This window comes from Streptomyces sp. UF-297, from assembly GCF_058245575.1.
In genome coordinates this window covers 125,719-151,180 of record NZ_JBSIBZ010000006.1, presented here as the reverse complement: position 1 = coordinate 151,180, position 25,462 = coordinate 125,719, and the positions used below count along the sequence as shown (strand labels likewise).

Genomic DNA, 25,462 nt, shown 5'->3' with positions numbered 1-25,462 from the left:
CGGAATACGCCCGTAGGCGACTCGCAAGCTCATCCGAAGACCTCCCGCACCGACTTCGCACCGTGCGGAACGGACTGTGCCACACGCTCCTTGAAGCTCTGCGGTTCGGGCCGCTGTGCGTACCGCTTCTGCTGCTCGGTCTGCGAGCCGGGCTCCTTTCCGTCGCTCTGGTGCTCCAGATCCCACTTCTCACCACCGACGCGAACCCAGTCGAGACCGGTGGTGTCGTGGATGACCTTCTCGCCTTTGTTGCCCCACTGCTCCATCTTCGCGCCGACGTCGACACCGGTGTGGTGCTCGATGACGCTTCCGCCCACCGGAGCCGCGTCAATACCGGCGCCAATCATCTTCGCGCCCAACGCCTTCTTGACCGGCCGCTTGACCAGACCCTTGATTTTCTTCCGGGTCTCCTTGTGCCGCCAGGCCGCCTTGGCCTTGGTGCGCAGCCTGCGCAGCCGCTGCGATGCGCGCAAGCGCTCCGCCAAGTCCTTCAGTTTGTCGGCCAGCTTGGCGGTGATGCGTACGGCCTTCAGGACGCGGTGCGCGGTTCCCGCGGCAGCTATGAGCGGGCCGATGGCAGCCCCGACACCCGCGGTGAGAAGCGCGACAATCGCCGCCGTCGCCGCGGCAGCGAGCAGCGCCTCCACGATCTCAACGATCAGCTCGACCATCAGCTTCTCGGCCTCGGCGCACGCCTCCGCTGCCGTTTCGAGAAGTTCCGCGACCGTTTTCATGTCCTCGGCCTCGCCGTGCAGGGCCTCCTCGAATTCGGTCATCATGCCGCCGAAAGCAGTGGCCGCCGGGCCGCTCCAGGCCCTATCGAGCGTCTTGCGTTCGGCGCGCAGGTCGTCGACGACCCCTTGCATGTCGCGGGCAGCGGCGCGCCACTCGGACGCGACGTGGAGAAGCCGCTCGTTGTCCCCGCTGACCTTTTCCAGATAGTCGTCGAGGCCGAGCTCCTTGATGGCACCGCGGATCGTCGAATCGAGCGCCCCCGCAAGGGGGTTGCTCCAGTCGACACTGAATCCGGCGCGCTCCAGCGCTGCACTCACGCCCCGCCACCTCCGAGCGCCTGTATCTGCTCGTCCTCACGGCTGTCGTACGCCTTGGCAATCCCCCGCACCCCGTCGGCGATTCCGCTCAGCGACTCCTTGACGTCCTTGAGGTCGCTGACGGCTTCGTGCGACTGCTTGTCGTAGTCCGCCTTCAGACTCTCGGACTCGGCCAGCATTCCGAACGTTCCGCTCGAGAGGCCCAGTCCGGTCGTACGGTTACGTATCTTCTCGACCTGGTCCGCCGCGCGGTCCACCGCGTTCGCATAGCGCCGCAGGGCCGCACTGTCGACGTCGTACCCCTGTCCCACATGCCCTCCCGTGTTCACGTCGCCAAGGGCACAGCAGGGCGACGAGCCCTCCACTGCGATGAATCATGCGTTCAGTCACCGAGCAACCGCGGCAGTAAGAGACCACGATCCGCCATACGTGCCAACTGGAGACGAGCCAATGGCGAATGAAGAACTGCGCAGTGCCGCGCGACACTCTAGAGGCCACAAGTACGGGGAAGGCAATTGCGCCAGGAACATCAACTCATCGCCCCTGAAAGGGATATGTCGCCTTCTGGAGGGTGCGGGGAGACGTGCCCGCTCCGCACAGCTCTTCCGGATCCGTCAGATCAGCGCGATGTCCAGCACCGGAGAAGCCTTCGTCCTCCATACCCAGCGGGCCGTGCTGCAGGATGTTGAACTGCGCCTCAACTCCCTTGCGGTTGGGCCACCTTGAGGAATCGCGATATCCGGGTCTGCCGAGGAGACGCACAGCTCCACTGATGGGATGGCCGACGAAGCGGAGGCGCCGCCATCAGCAGCGCTCCATCGCGATCGTGCGCCCCAAACGCTGCAGCAAGCGCTCGCATCGGTCCCGCCCAAAGACGGTGGTCGCACCCGAGCCGTCGGTTCGTAGCGGCCCGCCCCGGCATGATCGCTTTTCAGCGGGAATCGCCTGCCCGATGCCCCTCTTGCGTGGGCACACTTCCACGCCCCTAGGATGTGCGTGTACGGCACATCAGTCATGCGCACGCCGCAGTCTGGCAACAATGGGAACGGGGGCTCCCGTGAGCGATATACGAGTGAATACGGCCAAGGTGCGCGGCACCGGCGACGACATGAAGGCACTGTCGGGCGACACTCAGCGGCGAATGCGCAACGCACTCGACAGCAGCCAAGCCGTCGCGGACAGCCATTTCGGCTGGCAGTCCGCCGAGGCCCTGGGCACATGCCACAAGACCTGGGAAGACCGCATGGTCGAGCTCGCCAAGAAAATGGGCGATCTGGGACAGCGGCTCCAGGATTCCGCGGATGGTTACGACGCCGCCGACCAAGAAGCCGTCTCGCGACTGCGTGCGGCTATGAAGGACCTGGGGAAGCACTGAGCATGGTCACGTACTCGGATCTCATCAGCGCCCATCCCCGGAAGTGGAAGGACGCCGCCGACGACTGGGCGGCGCTGGCGAAGTACGCGCTCAACGCGGCGCACGACGTACGAGAGCAGGGCGCCAAGCCACTCGCCGACAATTGGGCGGACGAAGTCGGCCAGTCGGCGGCCGGCGATTTCGTCAAGCTGGCGAACCAGCTGGAATCGGCATACGACCTGCTACTCAGCGTCAAAATGGTGCTGGAGGGCATGCACACCAGCCTCGAACTCGCGCAGAGCACGGCTCACCAGCTCGTCGACATCGCACGGGCCCACGACCTCGCCCTCGACGACAACGGCCAACCGCTTCAGTGCCCCGCACCGAGCGCAGGCGCGGACAAGCAGCAGGCCTATACCGAGATCGTCGCCCTGCGCGACCAGGCGCTGCGGCAGGCCAATGAGGCGGACAAGCTGACGAAGGCCGAGCTGACCCGCCTCATCGGCGCCGCCACAATCGACGACCCGGACAAGGCGCTCAAGGAGCAGAACACGGCGTCGCGCGTCGAGATGGACATGCTCGCCGCCGACATACCCAAGCCTGGCACCAACCCCGCGGCCGTACAGGCGTGGTGGAACGGACTGAGCGAGAAGCAGCAGCACGACCTGATGCGGGCCGAGCCGGTGGCCATCACGCGACTGGACGGGATTCCTGAGGCCGCCAAGCGTGAAATGCGCGGTACGGACGGGAAGTTCGACCGGGTCAAGATGGTCGAGTACGCCCTGGACAACTGGGATGAGGAGGACTCGATCGACTTCGGCAACAACTGCACCAACTTCGTCTCCCAGGCACTCGACCACGCGGGTATGCAGAAGAAGCTCGACTTCTGGGCGGGCGCCAGGGGAGACGACACTTGGGGGCACACCAGCGGCATCGGCAACGACTGGTGGGACAAGAAGATGTACTACTCCAAGTCCTGGGCCGGAGCCGAAAACCAGCAGAACTTCATGCTCCAGCACGGCGGCGAAGAGGTCTCACCTTCACAGGCCAGGCCCGGCGACATCGTCTATTACGAGCAGCAAGGCCCCAACGACAGCATCGAGCACGGCAACACCCACCACGCGGCGATCGTCACGGCAGTGATGCCGGACGGCGAAATCAAGTACACCCAGCACTCGGACCCATACCAGAACGTCAGTCTGGAAGGCCGACTGCCCACGACCGAGAAAGCCGAAGGGCAACAAAAACTCCGTATCGTCCGCCCGCACCCGGATTGGTACTGATACCCGTGGACGACGCAGCCACCCGGCCCACGGAACGGCAGATTCGCCCATCAAAGAGATGGCGGACCGCAGTCCTCGCGGTACCGTTGCTGTCCGCAGCCTCCGTCGCCTGTTTCATCGCGACGCTCTCGCTGTCCAACGAGCACCTCCACCACCAGTCGGCCGCCTGCCGCTATATAGCCGTGCCGTGGACTCATTTCGCCACTGCCTACGGCGGGCTGCTCTCGGCCGTCCTGGCGCTGCTCGCACACATCGTGCTCTTCCGCCGGGCGCGACGCCGCGGTTCCGGCCCCAACGCCGGCTGGCAGAGCTCCCTCGCCGTCCTCTTCGTCGTCATCGCCGGACTCATGATTCCTCTGACCTCGTTGGTCACCGTCATGACGCACTCAGACGCCGCCGAAACAGCCGCCAACATCAGCAGACCGATGTGCGAGGGCTGAGCCGAAAGAGAGCTTGAACACCTGTCGGCGCGCGGGTCACCCGCCCCGCGCGAACAGCAGCCTCTTCCAGTTCCTCTGCGCAATCCCGGCCCGCTCGGCCAATGCGATGCGCTCGGCGCCGGCCTGCTCCCGCCTCGGGGCCAATTTCTCCCAGTCCGCCGGATTCAAAAACATCATCGCGTTGCTACCTGGCACCACCATCACACCCCCGAACGGCAGATCACCCGCAACCCACACCCCGTTCTCAGTGCCCTCCGGCCAGCGACGCCGCCCCGCTGCATTGAGGGCCAGCATCAACGGCGCCCCGTGCTGCCCACGAATCGAAATCCGGATCGTGTACACATTGCCGTATTCGGTCCATTCCACACTCTTCCTGACCACACGCGTGTGGAACTCAAGCGGGTAGTGCCGCAACACCCTGCCACATTGAACGAGGCGCACCCCGCACCTGACCCGATACACAGTGAAGATGGCAAGAAACCCTGCAGGAACGATGGGCAAAACCAGCAAGAAGGAATCCGGCACACCCACCACACGCAGCACCACCGGCACCGCGACCAATACCGCTATGACGACACTCCGCACGCCGAGCAGTTTGCCCAACTCAAGGTAGTTACGCTTCAAAACCTGCCGGATGTCCAAAACTTCGGGCCGGTCCACCACATCACCACTCGCCGACACGAGTCTCTGCCACCTCTCTCGTCCTCCCACTGCCGATTTTCCGCTGTCACCACGGACACGACCGGCCCACCCAGAAGATGTCTCACCCGCTGAACCACCACCGCCTCACGCGCCGCTGGCTTCCAGATCCCTTGTCAGCAGATCGAGTTCGGCATGTACGGCCTATCCGACGGGGGGCCTGTCGACAACCATCCAACGCTCGGCAAGGGCATCCACCAAATGAAGCCCTCTCCCTGCCTCTTCATCCGGCAGCAGGGGCACGAGCTTCCAGGAGCGGGCGGAAAACGGCGAACCGAAGGCGACCGACAGTCTCAAAGCATTCGGCGCTGTGGTCAAGGCCTTCGGGGAACGCGCCGGTCCCCTGCCCCGCCGGAATTCGTGGAGCGGGCCGAGGAAGTCCTGGATGCGTTCGGAGCACTGCACGACGCCGCGCGGCATTTGTCGCGACAGCTGGGGTTGGCTGCATGGTTCTGGAACGACCTCGAACACGATTGCACCCCGCCGTCTCAACACCGTTGCGGGGCGCGCGCGTTGGAGTGCCGGGTGCGCACTCACCCCGTACAGCCGTCAACCACCTGCAGCGAATGCGCCAGATCTGACCTAATCGTCAGCAACCCTGAACACGGCGCGAGCACTCCCCTTAGGCTCCCTTGACGATTACCTGGGCGGGCCTTTACCGGTTCCGGAGCTTCCCGGGTGCGACAACAGGGGTGAATCGCAACGATGAACGGCACCAAGATCGAGAAACCGGGCTCGCTACAGAGCGCGGGGCTCGGCGCCCGCCAGCTCGCCGGCAAGACCCAGTCCGCAGGTCAGCAGCCGGTCGACGAAACCAGCGCAGCGGCCAAGAACTTCAGCGGTGGCGAATGGCACGGCGGGCTCGGCCAGGCCCTTTCGGCGCTCGCGGAGACCTGGTCGAGCCAGTGCTCTTCGCTGGTCAAGCGCGTCAGCGGTCTCGGATTCCAACTGGAGCGTACGGGGACGAACTACAGCCAGGTGGAGACCACCAACACCCAAGGCATGCAGAGACTCCAGTCCGAGCGCTCCCCCTTCGGCTGAGGCTTCCGTACGGTCGCGTACGCACCGTAGCGAGATCGCGGAAATAACGGGACAGAACGGGGAATCGGCCATGCCGACGTACGAGCAGCTGTACCACCTCACTCTCACCAATCTGAGCACCGCGGCAGACCGCTGGCGGGAGACCTCTCAGAAGTTCAAGGAGCTCCAGGCCGACTACGCCGACCATGTGCACCGCCCCTTTCGCGACGCGGGATGGGCCGAGCCTGCCTTCTTCGCCGCCAATGCCGACCTCCAGTTACGCCAGATCAAACAGGAGTACGCCGATGCGGAAGCCGAGGCCAGGGCCGTATACGGAGTCCTCAAGACGCTCTACGACGAGCTGAAGGACGCCAAGGCCGACTTGCATCATGTCGCCGGCGCAGAGGCGAAGAAGCAGGGCTTGCATGTCAGCGCCACCGGCAAGGTCACTCCGCGCCATGATCTGTCCAAGGACTCCGGCGCCGTCCATGACCCCGACGGCGCAGAGCTGATCCGCAAACAGCAGGACCAGTGCGATGCCCTCGCTGCCCGGCTCACCAAGATTCTGCATCGAGCCGCCGAGGCCGATGAAACCGCCTGCTGGGCCCTGAAGCGCAATCTGGGTGGCGACAGAGGGGACTTCAACTCCAAGGGCCTGGCCACCTCCCTCGACTCCGCCGATTCCATCCGCGCCCTCGACCTCGCGAAGAAGGGCGCGAAGATGTCGGACACCGAGCTGAAACAGCTCAACGAACTCCTCAAGGACAACAAGGGCGACAAGGAGTTCGCAGAGAAGTTCGCCATCGGCATGAAAGCGAAGGGGTCACTGCAGCTGTGGGCCGAGCTGACCGGCCGTCCCTTGGCCGGCGGCCAGCTCAGCGGGCCCCGCAAGGACATCCTCGAAGATCTCCAGGTCAGCCTCGGCCACACCCTCGGCACCGCCACCCAGTCCGACAGCCAGGCCATGAAGGACTGGAAGGCCGAGATGCTCGAACTCGGCCCCGACCCGGTCGCCAACCACTCCCAGTCCAGTCCCTCCGGCTATCAGGTCATGAGCAGCCTGATGCGCAACGGCAAGTACGACGATGCCTTCCTCAACGACTACGGCACGGGCCTCATCAAGCACGAAAAGGAACAGGCCGAGAAGTACGGCGGCCTCGACCAGGTCTGGCGTAGCGGCGTCTACGGCAGCGACCTGAACCTCGGCGGCGGCAAGAACGACCAAGGCAACGACCCCATGACCGGCTTCATGGAGGCCCTCGGTCACAACGCCACCGCCTCCGCCGAATTCTTCAAGGACGAGGAGAACTTCGACTACCTCGTCGGCGGCTCCGACGACACCCCCGCCCGCGAATGGCCCCCGGACACCGTCTACGGAGACAAGCCCGAAAAGACCGCCGGCCACAACTCCCTCGGCCACGCCCTGGAGTCAGCCACCCTCGGGGTCGCACACGGCGCACCCGTACCCCCCTTCCACCGCACCTCTGACGGCGCCGACATCGCGGAACGCGTCATCCAGGCCTACGGCGAAAACCCCAAACTTCTCCACGAACGCCTCGGGATCGGCGACAGCATCAGCAAGGTGGGCGCCGGCTACATCGACGACCTGAACAACGGGTACTCGAACTTCGGCGATCGGCGGGGGGATGACCGGGATCCGCTCTACGACACCAAGGGACAGGCCCATGCCTCCATCGACCGTGAGGAGTCCCGGAAGTTCTTGACCGTGATGGGGCAGAAAGAAGACACACACGCTGCGATGTCCCGAGCCCAGCAGGCATACACACTCGGGGTCTTGGACTCACCCGCGGCCGCATACCCCCAGCATGCGCAAGGTGCCATCAGCGCCGTGGGCAACAGCGCCGAGATCCACGGGCTCCTGGATTCCTCTCGTGTGGAACAGATCAGGTCGGATGCAGCAGGGGACGTCGAGAAGCAAAAGGAGGACCTGGCGAAATCGACCGATTGGATCAAGTACGGAGTCGGCTCAGTGGTTGGAACGGGCGTAGGGATTTTCACAGGAGGCGCCGGAGCAGCGATAGCCGTCCCCATCGTCGCCGAAGTTGTCGGAGGGGCAGTTGAGACACATGTCGGACACGAGGTGGACGATGCGGCAAAGAAGTATGAAATGAATAAGAGCGACGACGTCAATGACGCCGAGAGCAAGTACCGGAGCACGGGCGAGGGCCGAGTCAGCACCCCGATCGACGCTTACAAAATGGCCAACGGAATCGGCGACGACTCCAACGTCGATCGGGAACTCATCAGAGCAGCCAGCAACGGATACGAGAAAACCAACAAAATCAAAACAGAACCGTACAAGGCGGACTAAAAGTGGGCGGAAAGCGCAAAGCGCTCGTCACGGTGCTCGGAGTCGCCAGCATGGCTGCACTCGTCACTGGCTGCTCCGACAATACACAGCCCTCTGCGGCATCTCACCTTGATGCCACAGCAAGGAGCTTCTGCGAAAATTCTCTCACTGCGGACGCAAGAAAATCCTTCAACGCACTCTTGGGCAACAGGAAATCCGAAGAGTTGAGCAAGGGTTCATCGCCGGGATTGAAAGGAGCTGCAGAAATCCTCAGAACCACGACTAATCGAGCTGACACATCCAGTACCCGTGCCGTCAGCGCGTGCGAAGCGAGAACGCTGGATGGGGATTCGGCCGAGTTGATAGTCAGCTTCAGTTGGGAAATCGCGGATGGTACGCCCCGGAAGCACACCGACGACGAGAAGCTGACCCTCTTCGATGTGGCCGATGGCTCCTACGCCGACGACGACTCCTCATCTGTGGCACTCAAATGCAAGATCAAGGTTCCGGCTTTCAAGACCGACAAACTCTACCTCTGGTCGACAGCCTACAGCTCATCCACTGACTTGCCAGAGGCTCAGGAACGATCAGCCCGGCTGTCGGTCGTCTACCCCATCATGCGGAAAATGGCACAGGAACTGGGCTGCAGTCGGGCCAAGAGTCTCCCAGTCATCCCCACCGTCGACACCGTCAGCCCTTCACCTGGGCAAAAGGAAGACTAACCGTCTCCGAGTCCTCCGTATCCCACTCGCTCTTGTTCCCCTCGAGCCTTCGTTGGGTGAGGGGAACAAGAGCCCCGCCCTATGCCTTGGTCTTCAGGGCTACCAACGCGTGCCTCTCCTCGTCCTGGAAGATGCCCTGGGAGTGCTTGGAAGCGACGAAGAGTTGGTTCTTGTACCAGTACGGCAGTGAGCCTGCACCCAGGCTCATGTCGACCTTGTCCGGGTATTGGACAAGGACCTGCTTCTTCCCGCTGTTGCGGTCGAACTCCAGCAACTGCGGTCCAACAGAGGCTCCGTCGGCGTCATAGACGAGGATCCGTTTGCCGTCAGCGCCCTGAATAGGCAGGAACTTGTGCCGCTGACCTTCTTTGTGTTTCCAGAGCTGCTTGCCGCTGTCGAGGTCGTACGCTGCCACGACGCCCACCTCGCCCTGATCCGAGTCCGAACCCGAGATCACAAAGGTGTTGCCGAAGGTGGAGGTCTCCGCCCAGGAGTCCGCGTCGCCGTACGACCTGCCCCCAGTCATATTGCCCGCGGGCATTCCGGGCGAGAACTTGCTCCGTACCTTCCCCGTCTTGTCGTCGAGCGCAATGAGGCCCTTGTCCTGTGTCATGAGAACGACCGGAGAGGAGGAGACCGTGCTCACATCGCCCATGGACTCATCGTCGAAGCGCCTCGTCCAGGTGGCCCGCCCTGTCTCCGGGTCAATGAGTGACACCTGTGCCCACTCGTCGGAGTAATCCTCGGACATGCACTCCTGAATCCTGATCAAGGCGGTGCCGCCCGTGTACGTGCCGCTCCCGGCGCACTGCTTCGTCCTGGCCCTCGCCGGGTTCCACGGACGCTTGCCGTCGCTCGCTCTGAACGCCTGGGCGTTGCCGGCGTTCGAGTCGACGACGACAACGCTCCCCGAGCGGGAGATGACGACGGAGTCCGAATTGCTCTTCATAGTGAAGGATTTGGTCCACAGCTCCTTGCCCGAGCGCAGGTCATAGGCCGCGACGTGGTCGCAGCGTCCTGGCTCGCCATAGCCGAGGACCGCCACATCGCCGGTCGATACCGAGGATGCCGTGCACGTGACGTTGCCGCTGCCGGGCAAGGCTGTGCCCCACAACCGGCGCCCGTTGAGGGAGTCGTAGGCGTTGATGCCGTCGGGCAGCGCCTGGATCACTGCGCCGTCGAGGAACCATACGTTTCTCGTCCGGTGCGGGATGTCCACCTTGTTCTTGTTGACGAATCCGGGGGTGGCCCAAGAGACCGTTTCGTAGGCCGGTTTGGTCAGCAAGTACCACATGCCTCCGCCCGATCCGATCAGGACTAGGAGGGCGATGGACAGGATGATGATCTGGCCCACGGACGGCCGGCGGCGGGCTCCCGACGGTGGCTGCTGCGGAGGAACAGGCGGCGCTGGAGGCGCATGGGCAGGTGCGGGCTGAGGAGGCATTGGCTGCCCATAGGGGTTTGCCGGTCGCGGCACACCGTAGCTCCCGCTCACTTGACGACGCTCCTCACGTACGAGGCCCATTCCTTCTCGAACTCGGCCGGGCTCATGCCGAGCGTCTTCTGCAGTTGAGCGTTCAGCTGCCGAGGATGCTGATAGTGCTGCACGGCGAACGCGAACATCCCGTCTTCGCCAGCCTTCTTGGCGATGAACTCGACGACAAGATGGCTGAGTGTGTAGTTCGCACTGACGTCTCGCTGAGACTCGAACTCCGGTCCGCTGGCCGGAAGTTTGCCGTCGAACGACTTGCCTGAGAGCCGGGCACGGATGCGCGCCTGCCGCTCGGCCGGCCTGTCCCTCATGGACATGTAATCGGCAAAACCCTCGACCAGCCAGGTACGAGGGGCCCCTTCGCCGGTCAAGGCGGTCCCGATCGTGGTCTCGCCATTGTCGAGCGGCTCCAGCAGGGCGTGCGCCATTTCGTGGCGCGAGATCAGCGGAACACCGTCTTTCCAACGCTTGGGTTCAAAGTAGTCGGCAGAGCCGTACATCTTGATACGGGCCCCTCCGTACTGACCGCCGTCCTGCTCCCGATTCTTGGTGTAGGCAGGCATGGGAACGCTCATCCCCGCCTCCCACGCTGTGTCGTCAACCGTGCTGGTGTACATGCGGTTGTACGTCTTGCGATCGGGCTCGACCACCACGACGAAGGACTGCGGCGTCTTCACGCCTTGCGGGGCCTTGGCCTTCCATGCCGTCAGATCATCCTGGGCGGACTTCTCTATGTACGGCGTGTAGCGGCTCACCGTCTCGGAGTTCTTGTTGTCCGCGATGGTGATCGAATGCTTCTGGCGCTTCACATACATGTCGTCGTAGACATCCCATGGGCCCGGGTAGAAAACGAACTCTTCCTTGCCCCAGGCGTTGGGCGAGCCGCTCACCTTGGTCACCACAGGATCGGAGTTCTCCGACTCCCTGGTCACGATCCAGCGGTACCACTCGGCGACAGGTGCGACGTCCACGTCCTTGATCTGGTGGACGAAAGCGACGTCCAATGCGAGCGAGACACCGTCGCCGTAGCTGTCGCTCCCGGCGCCGGTCACCTGGAGGGCCGCGTACTCGGCCTTGGTGAAGGGAACCTTCCGCAGGTTCTTGAAGACCTTGCGTTGCTTCTTCTTGACGTCGTCCGAGAACGCTGCGAGGTAAGCGTCCTCATCGCCACCGTGCAACGCCTTCGTACGATCACCGAGGAGAGCAGATATCTCCCTGTCACCCATCAGGGGCTTACCCCCGCCCTCTCCCGCACCCTGCGCGTTCGGAAGCGGTTGCTCGACGAGAGCGTTGACGCCTGCTACGCCGCCGAGCCCCAGCAAGGACAGCGCCGCCAGGACGACGGCTACGACAACGAGCTTCTTGAAGCCACTTCCGCTCGCACCATCCGGAGGCGGCGTAGGCGACGGGTAGTGCACGGGCATGTGCGGCAGCTGCCCTTGTGGATAGCCGCTTCCCGCAGCGGGGCCTGGCCCGCCGGGCGGTGGTGGATACGACATGGTTCCCCTCTTGAAGAGTCTTCCCTTTGAGGTGTGCGGTCACATGTGTCCCGGCCACCACTACTTCGTCGTTGGCGTCGCGTTCCCACACTCACGGTGTCAACCGAACACCGCTGAGACGCTCCCATCGGCAGGCATGTGCGAGGCCATCACCATAGGTGGGGGTTCCTCGTTCGCTTCTTGGGATGCATCCGGAGAAAAGCGCAGACTACGCAGGAAGTCGGCCATAATATCGCTGTACTCAGACCAGTGATCCAATGTTGGGGTACTGAACGTCACTGTGACCAGATTCTGCGCTCCAGGAACGGCGTCTCGCGGAACGGGAATGAAGGCCTGGAGCTGCGCCACATCGATAGGAATATCGGTGCCCGACTTCGTCAGCTCTCCAGGCATGCGCAGGGCCGGGGTCTGCTGAATGACCAGAGCAGCCTCGCCGCACGGCAAACGAAGAGTGTCAATCTCCGCGCTTTGACCGCGCTCCGCGGCCATGATTCTGCATATTCCCTGTACGGCCACACTCGGATCCGAGTATTCAAGCTCCTGCAGCCCGATGGTAAGCGTCCCGGTAGACCATTCCCCATTCAACTGCCCGAAGCAGGAGGCCGCATATACGACACCTGTCGCGGCGAGCAAGGAGGAAGTCTTTTCGCGCTCCAGCGCGATATCGTCCTCCATGACCGCGGCAATGGAATGTCCCTCCTCCATGACACGTGCGCGAACTTCCGTTCTCACCTCATCGGAACTCATGCCTGGCTTCAGTTCGCGAAATGCAGGCGGAATGTCAAAAGAAATATTCACCGAGCACCGCCCTCCTTATTGAACCGTTCATTCTGCCTGCGCATAGCTACACGACCGACTACACCGCCCACTACGGATCCCAGGATCAAAGCGATCGCTATGGCTGCCTCCAGCACATAGGAGTTACCCACTCGGTAATCGCTGACGGCCTTTATCATCACCAGCACGCCAAATATCACACAAAAATCAGCCAGTCGCACGACAGTGGCCCGGCCGGTCACTCGGTAGACATCCCTTTGGATTTCCTGCAAGTCCCTGGAGGAGGCCTGCGGGACGACCCCGGGAATTCCTGAGGTCTGCGACTGGGCATGCGGGGCGGCTGCGGCTGTCGGCATCTCTTGAGGTGGGGGCTGCAATCTGAAACGCAAGCGGGGCGGGCTTCTCCGTACGGGTTCCCAGCCCCACATTTCATAGCCATGGCGACGAGCCACCCGAATCGTTTCCGCGATGGACATGCCGGCACCACTCGCAGGAATTATCACATCTGGCCGCCCATCAAAGGACCGCAAGATTTCCTCACGCCTTCGCCGCTCACGCGCCTGCAGTCCGTTCCGATACGCAGTGACGGAAATCAGGACAGCAGCCACTAGCGCCGAGCCAAGTAGCAGGACCAGCAGAACCATACCCATTGCATTACCTCAGTCCGCTACTTGGTGCTGTGCAGCAGAATCCTTCTCACTGCCTTTGTTCCAGGCACGCTTGAAAGCCATGCTGAGTTCGAGAACGGGTGGCCCCATTGGCCCGGCCACGAAAAAGGACCCACCAATCACAGCAGCCTCTGTCTTGCTCTTGGGAAGGAAATACCCAAGACCGGTTTGGTCTTTGAACCAGTCCCATCCGGTCATGCCAATCGATATTTTTCCCGTGCTGTCACTGACCCCGTCCAGCATCCTGCCTGCAGCAGCACCCTCCGCAAGTTTCTCCATCCTCGCCGCTGCCTTCATTGTGCCGAAGGAGACGACTCCCAAGCCGTCCTCGGCGAGAGTCCGATCGCTGACGACCTGCTCTCCTCCCGCCGCTCTCGCTGTGAGGTGCAGCCCCAAGGCAATACCCGATGTAATGCCAGAGGCAGGCGCCAAGATCACCGCGGAGGGCGGGAAGGCAAGTGCCACTGTGCCGGTGATCGTACTGATCGCGGCGAAGACATCGCCTATGGCGGCAATGGAGTTGGCATGTTTGATGGCCCACTTCGCTATCTCGGGTCCGATCTTGGCAATGCCGTCAACCACGCTCTTCATCGCATGCTTGATGTCGTCGAACAAGCCGGGCTTGTCGGGAGCGTGCTCAGCAGCCTTCGCCAGCGCGCTAGCAGCGCGGCCGGCGAGCTCCACATGCTGTGTGCCGACCTTCTCCGCATCCGCGATGATGGCCTCGAGGTGGGAGCGGGCCGAGGTCAGCTCGGCAGCGGCCTTTCGATAACTGTTCTGAGCCTGCTCGACCTCATCCGGCTTGAGACCGATACCACCGTCTCGGAAGAGTTGCAGGCTCGGGTTCTTTTCGGCCCGCTCGAACCGCTTGCGTGCAGACCTGGCCTCGCTCTCGTGTGTGCGAGCCTTGGTCTGTAAGTAGACGAGCTGAGAATGCCAGTTATTCAGCGTGTAATGGGCGAGCCCGAAAGATTCGGTGGCCACGTCCAGCATCTTCGGCAGGCTCCGGGTCTTGGCTCGGAACTTCTCTGCTGCTTCGCCCGACCATTTGTCTCCACTGTCGATTCCATTCAGAATCTCAAGCGCGCTCTTGAGATTCCGGTGTGCACGATCGAGGTCGTCAACCAGATGTTGGACAGCCTGTGGCGTTCCTGGCGCGGGGTTGAACTGCAGGCCGGGGAACTGCCCGTTGTTGTCGTAGGGGTTCCCGCCGCCGTACCCGAAGAGCTGCTCTGACAGTGACACGTCCTGACTACCCCCGTTACATCCAAAGAAGTTGTCTCAACTATCCGAAGGGAGTGGCCTGCAGACCATTCCCGCCTGACGAGCCGCCGCGGCCGGCTCCCTGGGTGAGGGCCTGCTGAATTGCGCTGTCGGTCTCGCTGTATGTGCGCGCGGTAGCCTTCAGTCCTTCACGGATGGCATCCGCGACCTCGGCTATCTGAGAGATCCCGTACTCCCATGAGCTCTTGAACTCGGCGCCGTTCTTGTCGATCTGGCCATTGCCGAGATCGCGCGTCGTCGCACTGCGCAATTCGCCACTGGCATGACGCATGGACTGTGTGCACTGGTCCAGTCGATTCGCCAGAGCGGCAAGCTCTTGAACGTCGACCTGAAACTTTCCCGACCCCACCAGGTCACACCCACTTCCCCGAAGCAGCGGGCGAACCACCCTTGCAGGCATGACTCTTGGACAATGCAAACTGCACGGCTCACCACGATCGCTGGAACATGCACAGAAATGCTAACAGGGCTGCATTCAGACAAAAGGCGGGTATGCAACCCACCGCTCCATATGGCTGAAACTTTGTGCACATCCAGCATCGTTGGACGGTTCCCCTACTGCACCAAGGATTGAACAGTCGCTATCGACCCAAGGCCTCGGCAATCAAGCGGCGTGAGATTTAGCGATATCTCTACGCCAGTTGGTTCCGGCAGTGCCAACTGCATAGGGCGGCGGGCGCTCTTGAGGAGCACCCGCCGCCCTATGGCGTCAGTCGCTGCGCAACGCAGCCTGTTTCTTTGGAATCCTTTGGAACTTACTGCCTCGGCGGCTGATTCGACGGAGGAGGGGGGTAGGAGCCGGGAGGTGTGGGCTGCTGATACGGGTTCGGGGGCGGCGGGAAACCGGCGCCGCCACCGCTGCCGTACCCGCCCGTTCCGCCGGGCGGAGGCGGTCCGTTACGGCCGCGCTTCCGCTGCATCGCCACGACGATGACGATCACAGCTACGACCACGAGGACACCGGCGGCGATACCGACGACGGCGACCGTGCTCATGCCGTCTTCCTTCTGATCGCCCTTTGCCTGGTTGTTCTCCTTGTCAGGCGTGTTGGGCGATGCGCCGTCGGAGCCGGCGGAGGATGACGACTGCCCTTCCGGCATCTTGAGGGGCCCATTCTTGGAACCGGCCGGGATGTCCTTCTTCAACGCTGCAAGGGGCTGGATGAAACCGTAGCCGTACTTCTGGTCCGGGAGGGATGCGCCCTTGGCGGAGTCGGGGAGGCCGGCGGTCTTGGTCAGGCGGTTGGCAATTTGACCGGCAGTGAGATCGGGGAATTTGGCGCGGAGGAGAGCCGCTGCGGCGGAGACATAGGCTGACGCATCCGAAGTACCAGTTCCCTTACGGTAGCGGTCAACTCCGCGTCCAGCCGAGACAATTCCCTTAGCGGGAGCAGTGAGCATGACCAAAGGCCCAAAGTTCGACCCCTCCCAAAACTCACCATTGCTCTTAATGCCCCCCACTCCCACAACTCCCGGATAATTTGCCGGATATGAGGGAAGTGAATCAGGACCTCTCCCGTCGTTGCCAGTAGCCGCAACGACCAAGACATCATGCTCCAAGGCATACCTGATTGCCTCAGGCTCTCCAGGGGATTGAGTCCCCCCTTGCGAGATATTGATTACAGAGGCGCCCTTATCAACAGCATAGCGAATGGAAGGCGCGAAGCCATCATTCCCCTTCCCGAGGTCACGGATAGCTAGGATTTTGGCATCCGGAGCCAAACCTTTGACGCCGTCTTTTCCGCCTACACCATGCCCGTGGCCTGCAATGATCCCAGACATCGCAGTTCCATGTTCATCTCCATCTTTCGGCTCAGATGAACGTCCGTCAATGAAATCTTTACCTGCCAGTACATTACCTTTTAGATCTTGGTGCTGCGAATAGACTCCATCATCGATGACTGCAACAGTGACACCCTTCCCTGTCGAGACCTTCCAGATCTCTTCAGATGCGAATGCCTGCAAAGGCCACTGATCTTTTCTGACCTGATCTGCCGCAGCAACCGGCGCGGTCCCGAAGAGCAGCGCTCCCGCCACTACCGCGCCGCCCACTGCACGCAGCGTCCGCGTGAAGCTCAAGCTGTAACACCTCTCCTCAACAGAATGGGGCCCGCAGCCCGAAGACTGCGGGCCCCATTGCATCTCCGCCGATTACCTGCCCGGCAGGTACCTACTCGATGACCTTGGGCGCCACGTTACGCTCCGGCGTCCAGGTCTCCTCGTCCTCGACGAGATAGTCGGGACGCTTGCCGCCTTCGTTCTTCTCCTCGCCGTTGGCGCCGCGGGAGCCGGGCATGCCCATCATTCCGTTGGGGCGGCGGTTACCCGCGCCCTCTCCGGCCTGAGTGCCGCCACGGCTGCGGTGCAGGGCTGAGCCGCCCTGGGCCGTACCGCTGGCCTTGCCGCCAGGCGTACCGACGACGCCACCCGGCGTGCGGGCGAGGGCACCACGTCCAGCGATTCCGGCGCGACCGCCGCCTGCGCCGCCACCGGTGCCGCCCATACCGCCCGGCATGCCCGGACGTCCGGTCTGGCTGCCGCTTGTTCCTCCGGGGTTACCGATTACCCCGCGGCCAGTCGTTGTGCCGCTCGGCGTTCCGCGGTTCGCCCCAATGCCACGACCAGTCCCACTGGGTACGCCGGGCGTGCCGGGCAGGAAAGTGTTGCTCCCGCCGTTCGGTCCGGTATTCGGACCGCCATTGATGGGTCCGAGCCCTCCATTGGGAGTGGCAGTGTGAGGGCCGCCGCCACCGGGCACTCCAGGGTTGGGGTTGAAGCTGTCGAGGCCCGTGCCGATCTTGGGCATCTCGGGCGTCCTGGTGCTGGGTTTGACCTGCCCGACACCGCCGTGGACTCCCTCGGGACGCGGCGTCTTCACATCAGGAGAGAAACCGGGGCCCTTGCCCGTGGGGGTCAGCGGCCCGCGGTTCGAAGGCTTCGGAGCGGAAGGTGCTGGGCCGACAGGCATCGGTACTGGTGCTGTACCGCCCGGTGCGCCCGGATAGTCCTCGTCGTTGCCATACTTCGAGTGGCCCTTCCAGCTCCCCATTGCCTTGTACTGAGAAACGTAAACGCCCCCCAGCTCCTCCATCTTCACGGCCATGGCGAGCTGAGCCTCTTTGCCCTTGGAGAGGCTGTCGCGGTTGTTGTCGAGCGCCTGCTGGGTTGTCTTGTTGGTGTCCTTCAGGTCGTTCCGCAAACCTGTGTCATCGCGCTTGCTGTCGGTTGCCCAGTCCCAAGCGCTGGAGGCAGCGCTGGGCTTCTCCATCGCCATGACTTCGGGCTTGATCCGGCTCAGGGCGTTACCCGCGTTGCGCATGGCGACAGAGGTGTAGCGGGCGTACTCCGAACCATCGAAGATCTTCTTGCTGATCTTCTCGGCCTCCGCCTTGAACCGGTCGGCGGCCTCGCCCTTCCAGTCCTGCAGTACCTCGTCGACAGCCTTCTTGAAGACACCGCGAATACCGCCGTCGCCACCGCCGACTAGCTGGTTGCGAAGCGATTCCCAGCCGTCGGCCACCTGCATGACCTGGCCGGGGTCCGACGCGGACACCATCGCCTTCATGGTGTCCATGTCCAACTCGGCGAAGTTTGTTTCGTGTTGTGCGTTGAAGCACATGTTCGCCGGGATGTACTCGTACTCGGTACCGCTACGCGACATGACCAATGTCCCCCTTGTTTTCCAACACCACCGTCAGCTCTCTACCTGCGTGCAGCGTCATCACCCGCCGGACATGTTCTTGGTGACTTCGGCTTCCTGGTTCTGGTACTCGCCGTGCGCCTTCTTCGTCTTCTGCCCGAACTTGTCCATCACGTCATTGAGGTGCTGCACGATCTCTTCGATGTGCGTCTTCATCATCTTGTGCGCCTGGGTGAGGTTTTCCGCCTCGCTGAACTTTCCCTTGCCCGCGGACACACCAAGAGCGCTGGCCGGCAGCTCCGTCTTGTACTTCGCATCCGAGTGCGCCGAACCGAGCTCCTTGAGCACGCCGTTGAGCTTCTTCACGACGTTGTCGAGGGCGCTCAGATCAACCCTGTACTCCTGACCCATGTGTCAGTCCTCCCCGTTCATCCCGTTCTTCAATTGCCGGTACTGCCGGTCTTGCGTCGCCAGTCACGATATGCGACGGAGCCGCCTACTACGCCTGCGATAGCGATCACAGCGCCGCCGATGACGTAGGTGGCGACGCGGGTGCGGCGGTCTGTGGGGGACTCGCCGAGGATCAGGGTGGCGGGCTGGATGGTGTTGGCGGCTTTTTTGGCGTCGTCGTTGCGCTTGGGGGCCGGTTCGCCTGTGGGGGTGGTGTCGTTGTTCATGGCGGCGACGGGGTCGACCACGCCCCAGCCGGTGTTGACGTCGCGGCCCGCGCGGGGGCGGTTGGCCGTCTCCTCGAGGTGCCAGATGATCTGTTCCGGCGTCCAGTTCTTGTGCTTCTGCTTCAGGAGGGCGGCGACGCCCGCGGCGTAGGGGGCCGCGAAGCTGGTGCCCTGGTCCACGCACTGGCCGCCCTTGGGGACGGTGGAGACCATGTCCACTCCGGGGGCGGCCACATCGACGAAGGCACCGGCCTGGGAGAAGGGGGCTCGTTCGTCGTTGCGGTCGGAGGCGGCCACCGCCAGGACGTTCTTGTTCTTGAAGGCGGCCGGGTACATGTTGCGCAGCTTGCCGTCGGCGCCGCCGTTGCCGGCCGAGACGACGATCAGCCGGTTCTTCTGCTCGGCGCGCGTCACGGCTCCCTGGAGCTTGTCCAGGAGGGACTTGTCGGCGTCGGTGCCCTGGGAGATGTTGATGATGTCGGCGCCGTCCTTGACGGCGGCGTCGATGGCATCGGCCAGTTTGTCCGCCGTACCGCCGCCCTCTTCGGAGGTCTGCTGGTAGGGGATGATCTTGGCCCCGGGCGCGATTCCGAAGAATCCGGACTGCTTGATGCGCTGGGCCGCGATGATGCCGGCGACCTTGGTGCCGTGGCCGACCTGGTCGACGTTCTGGTCGCCGTCCTTGACGAAGGTCTTGCCGCCCGTGAGTGCCGCACCGATCTGGGCGTTCTCCTTGGAGACGCCGGTGTCGATCACGGCGACCTTGACGCCCTCGCCCTTGCCGGACTTCCACATCTCATCGACGAGGAGGCGCTGGAGGGACCAAGGGGTTTCCTTGATGTGGTTCGACGGGAACTTGCACTGGCCGCTGTTGAGCGGGACGGGCTCGTCGGCGAAAGCCGTCGCGGTGCCGGCGCCGGTGAGCGCGAGGGTGCACAGCACCACGGTCGCGGCCGTCGCCGCGTGCCTGCGGTGCCCTGCTGTCCGGGTGTGCCCCATCGCACGGATCACACGGATCCCACGGAGTCCCACGGTTGTCTGCTCTCCATCCCCACGTACCGGCCGTATCGGATCAGCCGGTCAGGCGTCATTCCGTGCCGATTGATCATTGGAATTGTTCGGAATTGGCAAGAGGGCGGGCGCGCCCAAAGGCTGCGCGCCCGCCCTCTCCATGCTTCGGCGAGCCGCTCGGGCTGCCCAGCTCCGTAAGTCTCTGTCGACCTCGGCTCTCAGACCGCAGTCGTTACTTCCACATCGAAGCGTTCTTGTGCTCCGTGCTCTCGTAGTTCTGCGCGGCGACGTCGAGCGCCTTGGCGATCTGCTCCAGGGTCTGCTGCAGGGAGGCGGCGCGCTGGTCCCACTCGCGCTGCTTCTGCTGGTAACCCTCCTGGGCAGAACCTTCCCAGGTCGCCGAGACCTTCTTGACAGCCGACTCGAGGTCGTCGAGCTGCTGACGGATGCGGCTTGCGCCCTGACGGACATCAGACGACGCCTGAGAGATCGTCTGGAAGTTGACCAGAATGTGGCCAGCCATGTTGTCTCCTTGGGGAGTTGAAGCGGTCGGAAGAAAAAGAGGGATGCACCGGCACCGCTTTTCAGCGGTGCGGCCTCATCATCCGAACGGCGACTGAGAAGCGATCTGCGAAATCGCGGAGCGCTGCTCCTCCTCGGAAGTGGAGTAGTTGCGGGTCGTGTTGTCGACCGCTTCCTTGATGTCGTTCAGGATCTGCGACAGACGGTCGCCGTCCGCGTTCACCTGACGCTGGAGACGGTCGTACGCCTGCGAGGCGCCACCCTGCCAACCGGAGGTGATTCCGTCGACCACGCCGTTCAGGCGCGTAATCTCGCCCTTGAGCGAGCTGCTTACCTGGGAGATGCGGTTGCTGAGTGCCCGCATCTCCTCTTCAGTAGTCTTGAACTGCTGACCAGCCATGCGTCAACGTCCCCCATGAGAGTCGTGTCACGTGCTCCCGCTAGTGCGGACATAGCACTGGGCGGGTGGCATCTCCCGACGATGCCTTGGTCACTCTATCCACTCCGTATGACAACACCCAACAGGGATCCGATCGTTGTAGCCAGATCACAACAATCCTTCACGCCACATACGGATCGTGAAACTGCGCACAGCTGACCAGAAATGGACGTTCCGGTCACGCATTTGATCATCACCGATCAGCTGTGCGGGGGCGGCTAAGTACTTGTACACGTACGAATCTGAGTACGGATCTGAGTACGAGCCTGAGCACCGGTATGGACCTCCGAGCATCGGTCCGGTTTGGACCTCCGAGCATCGGTATGGACTTTTGGCGACCCGCGCCCGCTACTGAACCTGCGGCTGCTTAGCGCTCGTGGTGTCCAGGGACGGGCCCGCAGACAGCAGCTGCGACCACTGCTTGGGAATCGGGAGCGGATGCACGGTGCCGTACCCGAGCCGCGCCTGGGACTGGTTCTGGTCCTTGTCCGCCTTGCTGGCCTGGTCGACGCTGTCGTTGTTCACAGGCACCGCGTAGCGCAGACCGGTGTCGGTCACCAGGAAGAGGCGCCCGCTCTTGTCGCCGGCCTTCTCCACCTGGCGGTAGAGCAGCCCGCTGCCGGGCGTGACGTACGTGGACTGGCCCGAGGAGAGCTTGGCGGGGAAGTCGTCGCCGGTCCACATCGACATGTCGGGGATGGGCTGGCCGTTGTCGGGGCGCTTCTGTACGACGCCGCCGATCGTGAGGTCACCGCTGTGGTAGACGCTGCAGGTGACGCTGTTGCCGCCCTGCTCCTGGAAGTTGTTGGCGAGGGCGACCTCCTCGGTGGGCCACGGGTTGTCCACGCCCATGGCAGCGCCCGGCAGGCCCGGGACCTCGAAGGGGACCTTCTTCAGGAACTGCTCGCCGGTGGGCGCGATGTCCGCCTGGGAGACCCGCTCCACCTTGATCTCACCGCCGCCGGGACCGTTCACCGCGCTCGCGTTCGGGCCCTTGACCAGCATGCGCGCCACGAAGTCGGAGACCTGCTGCAGGCCCTCCTTGGTGACCACGTACTTCTGCCACTTGCCGCCGTTGTCCGCCTGCACCACATCGCCGATCTTGCGGTGGTTCTGCGGTACGCCGGGGGCGTTGGTGGGCTTGCCCGCGTCCGGGACCTGGGGCACGGTGATCGGGACCGGGCTCTTGATCAGCGTGCTCATCCACTGTTCCGAGACCGGCTGCGGCTGGACGTCACCGAAGATGATGCGCACCAGCATCCGGTTCACCGCGACCTTCTTGGCGTCCGGCGCCTTCGGGTCCACCTCGAAGCCCAGCGGGTGGGCGACCCCGCGGCTGTCGACCAGGTACTCGCGCTTCTCCTCGTCCTGGACGTACATCGCGCGCTTGGCGGTCAGCTTGCCCTTGCCCTCGATCAATTTCTTGTCGCCCTTGCCCAGCACGAAGATCGCCTGCTGGCCCTTGCTGTTCTTTCCCGCGTCGGGGCGCTGGCACAGCACCCAGTCCTTCTTCTCCGCCGCATCCTTTTTGTCCGGCAGCCGGTCGGGGGCGTTCGGAATGCCTACGGCGGGACCGTGCGGATGCTTGGTGTCGATCTCCGACTCTTTGACCTTGAACACCTGGAACTTGTCGGGCAGCGTCAGGAGCTTGGCCGAGGCGAGGTTGAGGACGGGGTGCAGTACAACCTGCTTCTTGTTGTCGCGCTTGTCGGTGAGCGCGACATATCGGGTGGTGGACTTGTCGCCCACAATCACACCCGCACCTACTTTGTCCCAATCCTTCGGCGCCAAAGGCTTGATGATCCCGCAGGCGCCGAATCCCGCGACCAGTACGGCACCCAGGATGATGCTGGGCAATACGGTCTTGAGGGGCCTCGGTGCGCTTTCGGTCGATCCGTTCGGCAAGGGCTTGAGGAACGAGGCCACCGTGCGCTTTCGCGCATATGTGAACGCATTCAGCTCGTCCCGACGTGATGCCATCGTTACCTAACTCCCCGCCTGTCTTTTCCACCGGTGGCCGCGCTCGCCCCATTGGCCGCAGCGCCCTCTACTATGCCGTGCGATGATCGGCCCGTACCGTACGGGTATCACAAGTCAAGTCGCCACCCGCGGCGAAGTTGGCGGAGTACCGGACATAGCAGTCCACTCAATGCAGCTCAGTCAAACCAGCACGTAACAGAACCAGTAGAGGAGCAGGTCGGGGGATGCCCAGCGCAACCAGGAGCCGACGCCGTAACGGATCACAGCCGCGCGGCGCCGGGACGGCCCGTCGCGGAGGGCCACCGGGCCCCGCCCCTGCCGGATCGCACGGCTCGCAGTCCCAACCGGCGCGCTCCGGACCGGTTTCCCCCCGGCTGCGCACCCGGGCCCTGTCCATCGCCGGCGTGCGCGTACGGACTCTGGCACTGATCGAAGTCGCCCTGGCCCTGGCCCTGGTGGGCTGGGCGATCCACCCCGCGGCCGCCATCGGCGCGGGCGTCGTGGGCGTCCTGCTGATCGTCTTCGCGCTCGGCCGGCGCCGGCGCATCCCGCTGCCGGAGTGGATCTCGACGATACGGGCCATGAAGCGCAGGCATCGTTCGGCCGAGGCCGTGCCGGCGTCGGTCGATGTGGCGTTCGCGCCCCTGGTCGAGGCCGACCCCGCGCTGCGGACGTACGAGTACACCGACCGCGAGCAGCGCCCTGTCGGTTTTGTCGGAGACGGTACGTTTCTCACCGCTCTGGTACGGATCGAGGTGCGCGACGATCCGCTGCGGCCGCAGCCGGGCACCCGCCCGCTGCCGCTGGACCTGCTGCAGGCCTCGCTGGACGTGGACGAAATCCGGCTGGAGTCGGTGCAGTTCGTCCAGTACACCCAGCCCGCCCCGGCGCCGCACCTGCCCGAGCAGGCCGTCGCGGCGCGCTCGTACGCCACGCTCCAGGCGCAGACCAAGACCCCTGCCGCGCAGCTGACCTGGGTGGCGCTCAAGCTCGACCCCGAGCTGTGCCCGGAGGCGATCGAGTCGCGGGGCGGCGGGATACAGGGTGCGCAGCGGGCGCTGCTGCGCGTCGCCGACCAGCTGGCCAGCCGCCTCAACAGCCGTGGTTTCCGCGCCAGCGTGCTGGACGAGCGCGAGGTCGTCTCCGCGCTGAGCACCGCGGTGTGCATCAACCCGCGGGCCACCAACGCCCCCGACCGGGACGGCCGCACCGCGCGCCGTACCCAGGAGACCACCCGGGCCTGGCGCTGCGACGACCGCTGGCACACCTCGTACTGGGTCAGCCGCTGGCCGCAACTGGGCAACGGCCAGGGTGCCGCACCGCTCGGCGCGCTGGCCCAACTCGCGGGCGGCACCCGGGCGATGGCGACGTCCTTCGCTCTCTCCCTCTCGCGGGGCAGTGAGCATTCGGTGGGAATGTCGGGTTACATCCGCCTTTCCTGCCGTAGCGACAACGAACTCAAGCAGGCCGAGCGCGAGCTGGAGCAGAAGCTGAACTCGGTCAAGATGGGGCTGGTGCGGCTCGACCGCGAGCAGCTGCCCGGCCTGCTGGCCACGCTTCCCCTCGGAGGTACCCGCTGATGTCCGCGCCCGCATTCCCTCAGCGCGCCGACTGGAACAACCAGGGCGGTTTCCAGGCCCAGGGCCAGGGGCCCTACGGCCAGCAGCGCCCGCGCGGCGGCGGTCACGCGGCGCCCAGCCACCGCCCCCGCCAGGAGCCGGACGAGGCGCAGAGCACCGCGCCCGAGCGGGCGGCGCGCCCCGGGTTCGGCCTGCGCGGCCCGCGCCGCGAGCACCACTACGTCGCGCCCGAGACCCTCGCCTCGCTGTCGCTGCCGGTCGGCGACGACGGCGTGGTCATCGGCGTGGACCCGCAGAACCAGCCCGCCGTACTGAGCCTGCTGCGCCCCGCTCCGCTGGACGTCGTCCTGGTCGGCAGCATGTGGATGGCGCAGGTCCTGGCGCTGCGCACGGTCGCCGCCGGGGCCCGGGTCGCGGTCGAGTCGGCCCGCCCGCCGGCCTGGGCGCAGATGGCGCAGTCCGCGGGCGGCGGCCAGCAGTGCGTCACGGTCCACGACGTACGGCAGCTGGCGCCGCAGGGCCCGTCGGTCTCCAGCCCGGTGCTGGTCGTACGCGACTGCGGCGCCCGCCCACCGCGCGGCCAGCTGGCGCCCGCGCCCTGGCAGACCACGCTGACGCTGCTGCCCTTCATGGGCCCCAAGGCGCCGCAACTGCTGCGCCGCGCCGATCTGATCGGGCTCCAGCGGCTCTCGCCGCAGGAGGCCGAGGTCGCCCGGCGCATTCTGCGGCTGCCCGCCGAGGTGGCGGCGACGCTGCCGCAGCTGAGCGACAACACCATGCTGTGGTGCACGCGCGACCACCAGCAGTTCGTGATGACGCAGCCCACCGAGATGGAGACGGGTCTGCTGGGCGGGCCTCGCCGGATGGACTGACAACCGCCCGCGCCTCGACCGGTGATCGACTCTTTGCGGGGCCGATGCCGGGATGATGCCGGATCGATATGGGCTGCCGCGGGATCCCCCGCTGTGGCCCATATTCCGTTCCCGCCGGGCCTGCGGGGCCGGGCGGGCGGG

The 25,462-nt window shown here is 64.2% G+C and carries 23 protein-coding genes; 8 read left to right on the top strand and 15 right to left on the bottom strand.

Going from position 1 to position 25,462, the window contains the following annotated elements:
• Positions 1-29: 29 nt before the first annotated feature.
• Positions 30-1,052: a WXG100 family type VII secretion target gene (locus AC4IJH_RS06230; RefSeq protein WP_490850507.1), complete on the bottom strand. Its 1,023-nt coding sequence runs from the start codon at positions 1,050-1,052 to the stop codon at positions 30-32.
• Complete coding sequence (locus AC4IJH_RS06225; RefSeq protein WP_490850506.1) at positions 1,049-1,381, bottom strand: DUF2563 family protein; 333 nt, start codon at positions 1,379-1,381, stop codon at positions 1,049-1,051. The genes AC4IJH_RS06230 and AC4IJH_RS06225 overlap by 4 nt, the downstream gene beginning before the upstream one ends.
• 728 nt (positions 1,382-2,109) lie before the next feature.
• Here AC4IJH_RS06225 and AC4IJH_RS06220 point away from each other — a divergent pair.
• The 3 genes from AC4IJH_RS06220 to AC4IJH_RS06210 all read left to right on the top strand — a co-directional run bounded on the left by AC4IJH_RS06220 (position 2,110) and on the right by AC4IJH_RS06210 (position 4,129).
• A complete protein-coding gene (locus AC4IJH_RS06220; RefSeq protein WP_490850505.1) occupies positions 2,110-2,427 on the top strand; it encodes a WXG100 family type VII secretion target in 318 nt (105 codons plus the stop codon).
• Between the two features lie 2 nt (positions 2,428-2,429).
• Positions 2,430-3,689 carry an amidase domain-containing protein gene (locus AC4IJH_RS06215; RefSeq protein ID WP_490850504.1) on the top strand — a complete coding sequence of 420 codons (1,260 nt, stop codon included), beginning with the start codon at positions 2,430-2,432 and terminating at the stop codon, positions 3,687-3,689.
• A gap of 86 nt (positions 3,690-3,775) precedes the next feature.
• A complete protein-coding gene (locus AC4IJH_RS06210) occupies positions 3,776-4,129 on the top strand; it encodes a hypothetical protein (RefSeq protein WP_490850503.1) in 354 nt (117 codons plus the stop codon).
• A gap of 36 nt (positions 4,130-4,165) precedes the next feature.
• Here the strand turns inward: AC4IJH_RS06210 and AC4IJH_RS06205 are convergent, their stop codons facing one another.
• Positions 4,166-4,810, bottom strand: coding sequence for a hypothetical protein (locus AC4IJH_RS06205; RefSeq protein ID WP_490850502.1), 645 nt, complete (start codon positions 4,808-4,810; stop codon positions 4,166-4,168).
• 723 nt (positions 4,811-5,533) lie between these two features.
• Here AC4IJH_RS06205 and AC4IJH_RS06200 point away from each other — a divergent pair.
• The 3 genes from AC4IJH_RS06200 (at position 5,534) to AC4IJH_RS06190 (ending at position 8,881) form a co-directional block, all read left to right on the top strand.
• A complete protein-coding gene (locus tag AC4IJH_RS06200) occupies positions 5,534-5,869 on the top strand; it encodes a hypothetical protein (protein WP_490850501.1) in 336 nt (111 codons plus the stop codon).
• A 70-nt stretch (positions 5,870-5,939) separates the two neighbouring features.
• Positions 5,940-8,180 (top strand): hypothetical protein, encoded by a 2,241-nt coding sequence (locus tag AC4IJH_RS06195; protein ID WP_490850500.1) that lies wholly within the window; start codon positions 5,940-5,942, stop codon positions 8,178-8,180.
• Between the two features lie 50 nt (positions 8,181-8,230).
• On the top strand, positions 8,231-8,881 hold the full coding sequence (locus tag AC4IJH_RS06190) for a hypothetical protein (protein WP_490850499.1): 651 nt from the start codon (positions 8,231-8,233) through the stop codon (positions 8,879-8,881).
• A 79-nt stretch (positions 8,882-8,960) separates the two neighbouring features.
• On the opposite strand, the gene AC4IJH_RS06185 is transcribed toward AC4IJH_RS06190, so the two are convergent.
• The 12 genes from AC4IJH_RS06185 to eccB all read right to left on the bottom strand — a co-directional run bounded on the left by AC4IJH_RS06185 (position 8,961) and on the right by eccB (position 22,869).
• On the bottom strand, positions 8,961-10,235 hold the full coding sequence (locus AC4IJH_RS06185) for an outer membrane protein assembly factor BamB family protein (protein WP_490850498.1): 1,275 nt from the start codon (positions 10,233-10,235) through the stop codon (positions 8,961-8,963).
• Between the two features lie 137 nt (positions 10,236-10,372).
• Entirely contained in the window at positions 10,373-11,797 is a 1,425-nt protein-coding gene (locus tag AC4IJH_RS06180) for a hypothetical protein (protein WP_490850497.1), read from the bottom strand.
• A 174-nt stretch (positions 11,798-11,971) separates the two neighbouring features.
• Entirely contained in the window at positions 11,972-12,670 is a 699-nt protein-coding gene (locus AC4IJH_RS06175) for a hypothetical protein (protein ID WP_490850496.1), read from the bottom strand.
• 638 nt (positions 12,671-13,308) lie between these two features.
• Positions 13,309-14,562 (bottom strand): putative T7SS-secreted protein, encoded by a 1,254-nt coding sequence (locus AC4IJH_RS06170; protein WP_490850495.1) that lies wholly within the window; start codon positions 14,560-14,562, stop codon positions 13,309-13,311.
• A gap of 40 nt (positions 14,563-14,602) precedes the next feature.
• On the bottom strand, positions 14,603-15,001 hold the full coding sequence (locus AC4IJH_RS06165; RefSeq protein WP_490850494.1) for a DUF6317 family protein: 399 nt from the start codon (positions 14,999-15,001) through the stop codon (positions 14,603-14,605).
• Positions 15,002-15,356: 355 nt separating this feature from the next.
• Positions 15,357-16,679, bottom strand: coding sequence for a type VII secretion-associated serine protease mycosin (gene mycP, locus AC4IJH_RS06160; RefSeq protein WP_490850493.1), 1,323 nt, complete (start codon positions 16,677-16,679; stop codon positions 15,357-15,359).
• A gap of 91 nt (positions 16,680-16,770) precedes the next feature.
• Entirely contained in the window at positions 16,771-18,261 is a 1,491-nt protein-coding gene (locus tag AC4IJH_RS06155) for a hypothetical protein (RefSeq protein ID WP_490850492.1), read from the bottom strand.
• 60 nt (positions 18,262-18,321) lie between these two features.
• Positions 18,322-18,651 carry a hypothetical protein gene (locus tag AC4IJH_RS06150; protein ID WP_490850491.1) on the bottom strand — a complete coding sequence of 110 codons (330 nt, stop codon included), beginning with the start codon at positions 18,649-18,651 and terminating at the stop codon, positions 18,322-18,324.
• 29 nt (positions 18,652-18,680) lie between these two features.
• Positions 18,681-19,916: a type VII secretion-associated serine protease mycosin gene (gene mycP / locus AC4IJH_RS06145; protein WP_490850490.1), complete on the bottom strand. Its 1,236-nt coding sequence runs from the start codon at positions 19,914-19,916 to the stop codon at positions 18,681-18,683.
• A 244-nt stretch (positions 19,917-20,160) separates the two neighbouring features.
• Positions 20,161-20,451 (bottom strand): WXG100 family type VII secretion target, encoded by a 291-nt coding sequence (locus AC4IJH_RS06140; RefSeq protein ID WP_490850489.1) that lies wholly within the window; start codon positions 20,449-20,451, stop codon positions 20,161-20,163.
• A gap of 78 nt (positions 20,452-20,529) precedes the next feature.
• Complete coding sequence (locus tag AC4IJH_RS06135) at positions 20,530-20,850, bottom strand: WXG100 family type VII secretion target (protein ID WP_490850488.1); 321 nt, start codon at positions 20,848-20,850, stop codon at positions 20,530-20,532.
• A 387-nt stretch (positions 20,851-21,237) separates the two neighbouring features.
• On the bottom strand, positions 21,238-22,869 hold the full coding sequence (gene eccB, locus AC4IJH_RS06130; protein WP_490850487.1) for a type VII secretion protein EccB: 1,632 nt from the start codon (positions 22,867-22,869) through the stop codon (positions 21,238-21,240).
• Positions 22,870-23,273: 404 nt separating this feature from the next.
• On the opposite strand from eccB, the gene eccE reads away from it, so the two are divergent.
• Both eccE and AC4IJH_RS06120 read left to right on the top strand, forming a co-directional pair.
• The gene (eccE, locus tag AC4IJH_RS06125; protein WP_490850486.1) at positions 23,274-24,449 is read left to right on the top strand and encodes a type VII secretion protein EccE; all 1,176 of its coding nucleotides are present in this window, start codon (positions 23,274-23,276) and stop codon (positions 24,447-24,449) included.
• Positions 24,449-25,321: a hypothetical protein gene (locus AC4IJH_RS06120; protein ID WP_490850485.1), complete on the top strand. Its 873-nt coding sequence runs from the start codon at positions 24,449-24,451 to the stop codon at positions 25,319-25,321. Before eccE ends, AC4IJH_RS06120 begins: the two co-directional genes overlap by 1 nt.
• Positions 25,322-25,462: the final 141 nt, after the last annotated feature.

Excerpts from the sequence above, each read along its gene's own strand:
- AC4IJH_RS06140 (WP_490850489.1), bottom strand. The coding sequence starts at position 20,451 with ATGGCTGGCCACATTCTGGTCAACTTCCAGACGATCTCTCAGGCGTCG.
- AC4IJH_RS06135 (WP_490850488.1), bottom strand. The coding sequence starts at position 20,850 with ATGGCTGGTCAGCAGTTCAAGACTACTGAAGAGGAGATGCGGGCACTC.
- AC4IJH_RS06195 (WP_490850500.1), top strand. The coding sequence starts at position 5,940 with ATGCCGACGTACGAGCAGCTGTACCACCTCACTCTCACCAATCTGAGC.
- AC4IJH_RS06215 (WP_490850504.1), top strand. The coding sequence starts at position 2,430 with ATGGTCACGTACTCGGATCTCATCAGCGCCCATCCCCGGAAGTGGAAG.
- AC4IJH_RS06190 (WP_490850499.1), top strand. The coding sequence starts at position 8,231 with ATGGCTGCACTCGTCACTGGCTGCTCCGACAATACACAGCCCTCTGCG.
- AC4IJH_RS06165 (WP_490850494.1), bottom strand. The coding sequence starts at position 15,001 with ATGCCTGCAAGGGTGGTTCGCCCGCTGCTTCGGGGAAGTGGGTGTGAC.
- eccB (WP_490850487.1), bottom strand. The coding sequence starts at position 22,869 with ATGGCATCACGTCGGGACGAGCTGAATGCGTTCACATATGCGCGAAAG.
- AC4IJH_RS06150 (WP_490850491.1), bottom strand. The coding sequence starts at position 18,651 with ATGGGTCAGGAGTACAGGGTTGATCTGAGCGCCCTCGACAACGTCGTG.
- AC4IJH_RS06180 (WP_490850497.1), bottom strand. The coding sequence starts at position 11,797 with ATGCCCGTGCACTACCCGTCGCCTACGCCGCCTCCGGATGGTGCGAGC.
- AC4IJH_RS06155 (WP_490850492.1), bottom strand. The coding sequence starts at position 18,261 with ATGTCGCGTAGCGGTACCGAGTACGAGTACATCCCGGCGAACATGTGC.
- AC4IJH_RS06120 (WP_490850485.1), top strand. The coding sequence starts at position 24,449 with ATGTCCGCGCCCGCATTCCCTCAGCGCGCCGACTGGAACAACCAGGGC.
- mycP (WP_490850490.1), bottom strand. The coding sequence starts at position 19,916 with ATGGGGCACACCCGGACAGCAGGGCACCGCAGGCACGCGGCGACGGCC.
- AC4IJH_RS06200 (WP_490850501.1), top strand. The coding sequence starts at position 5,534 with ATGAACGGCACCAAGATCGAGAAACCGGGCTCGCTACAGAGCGCGGGG.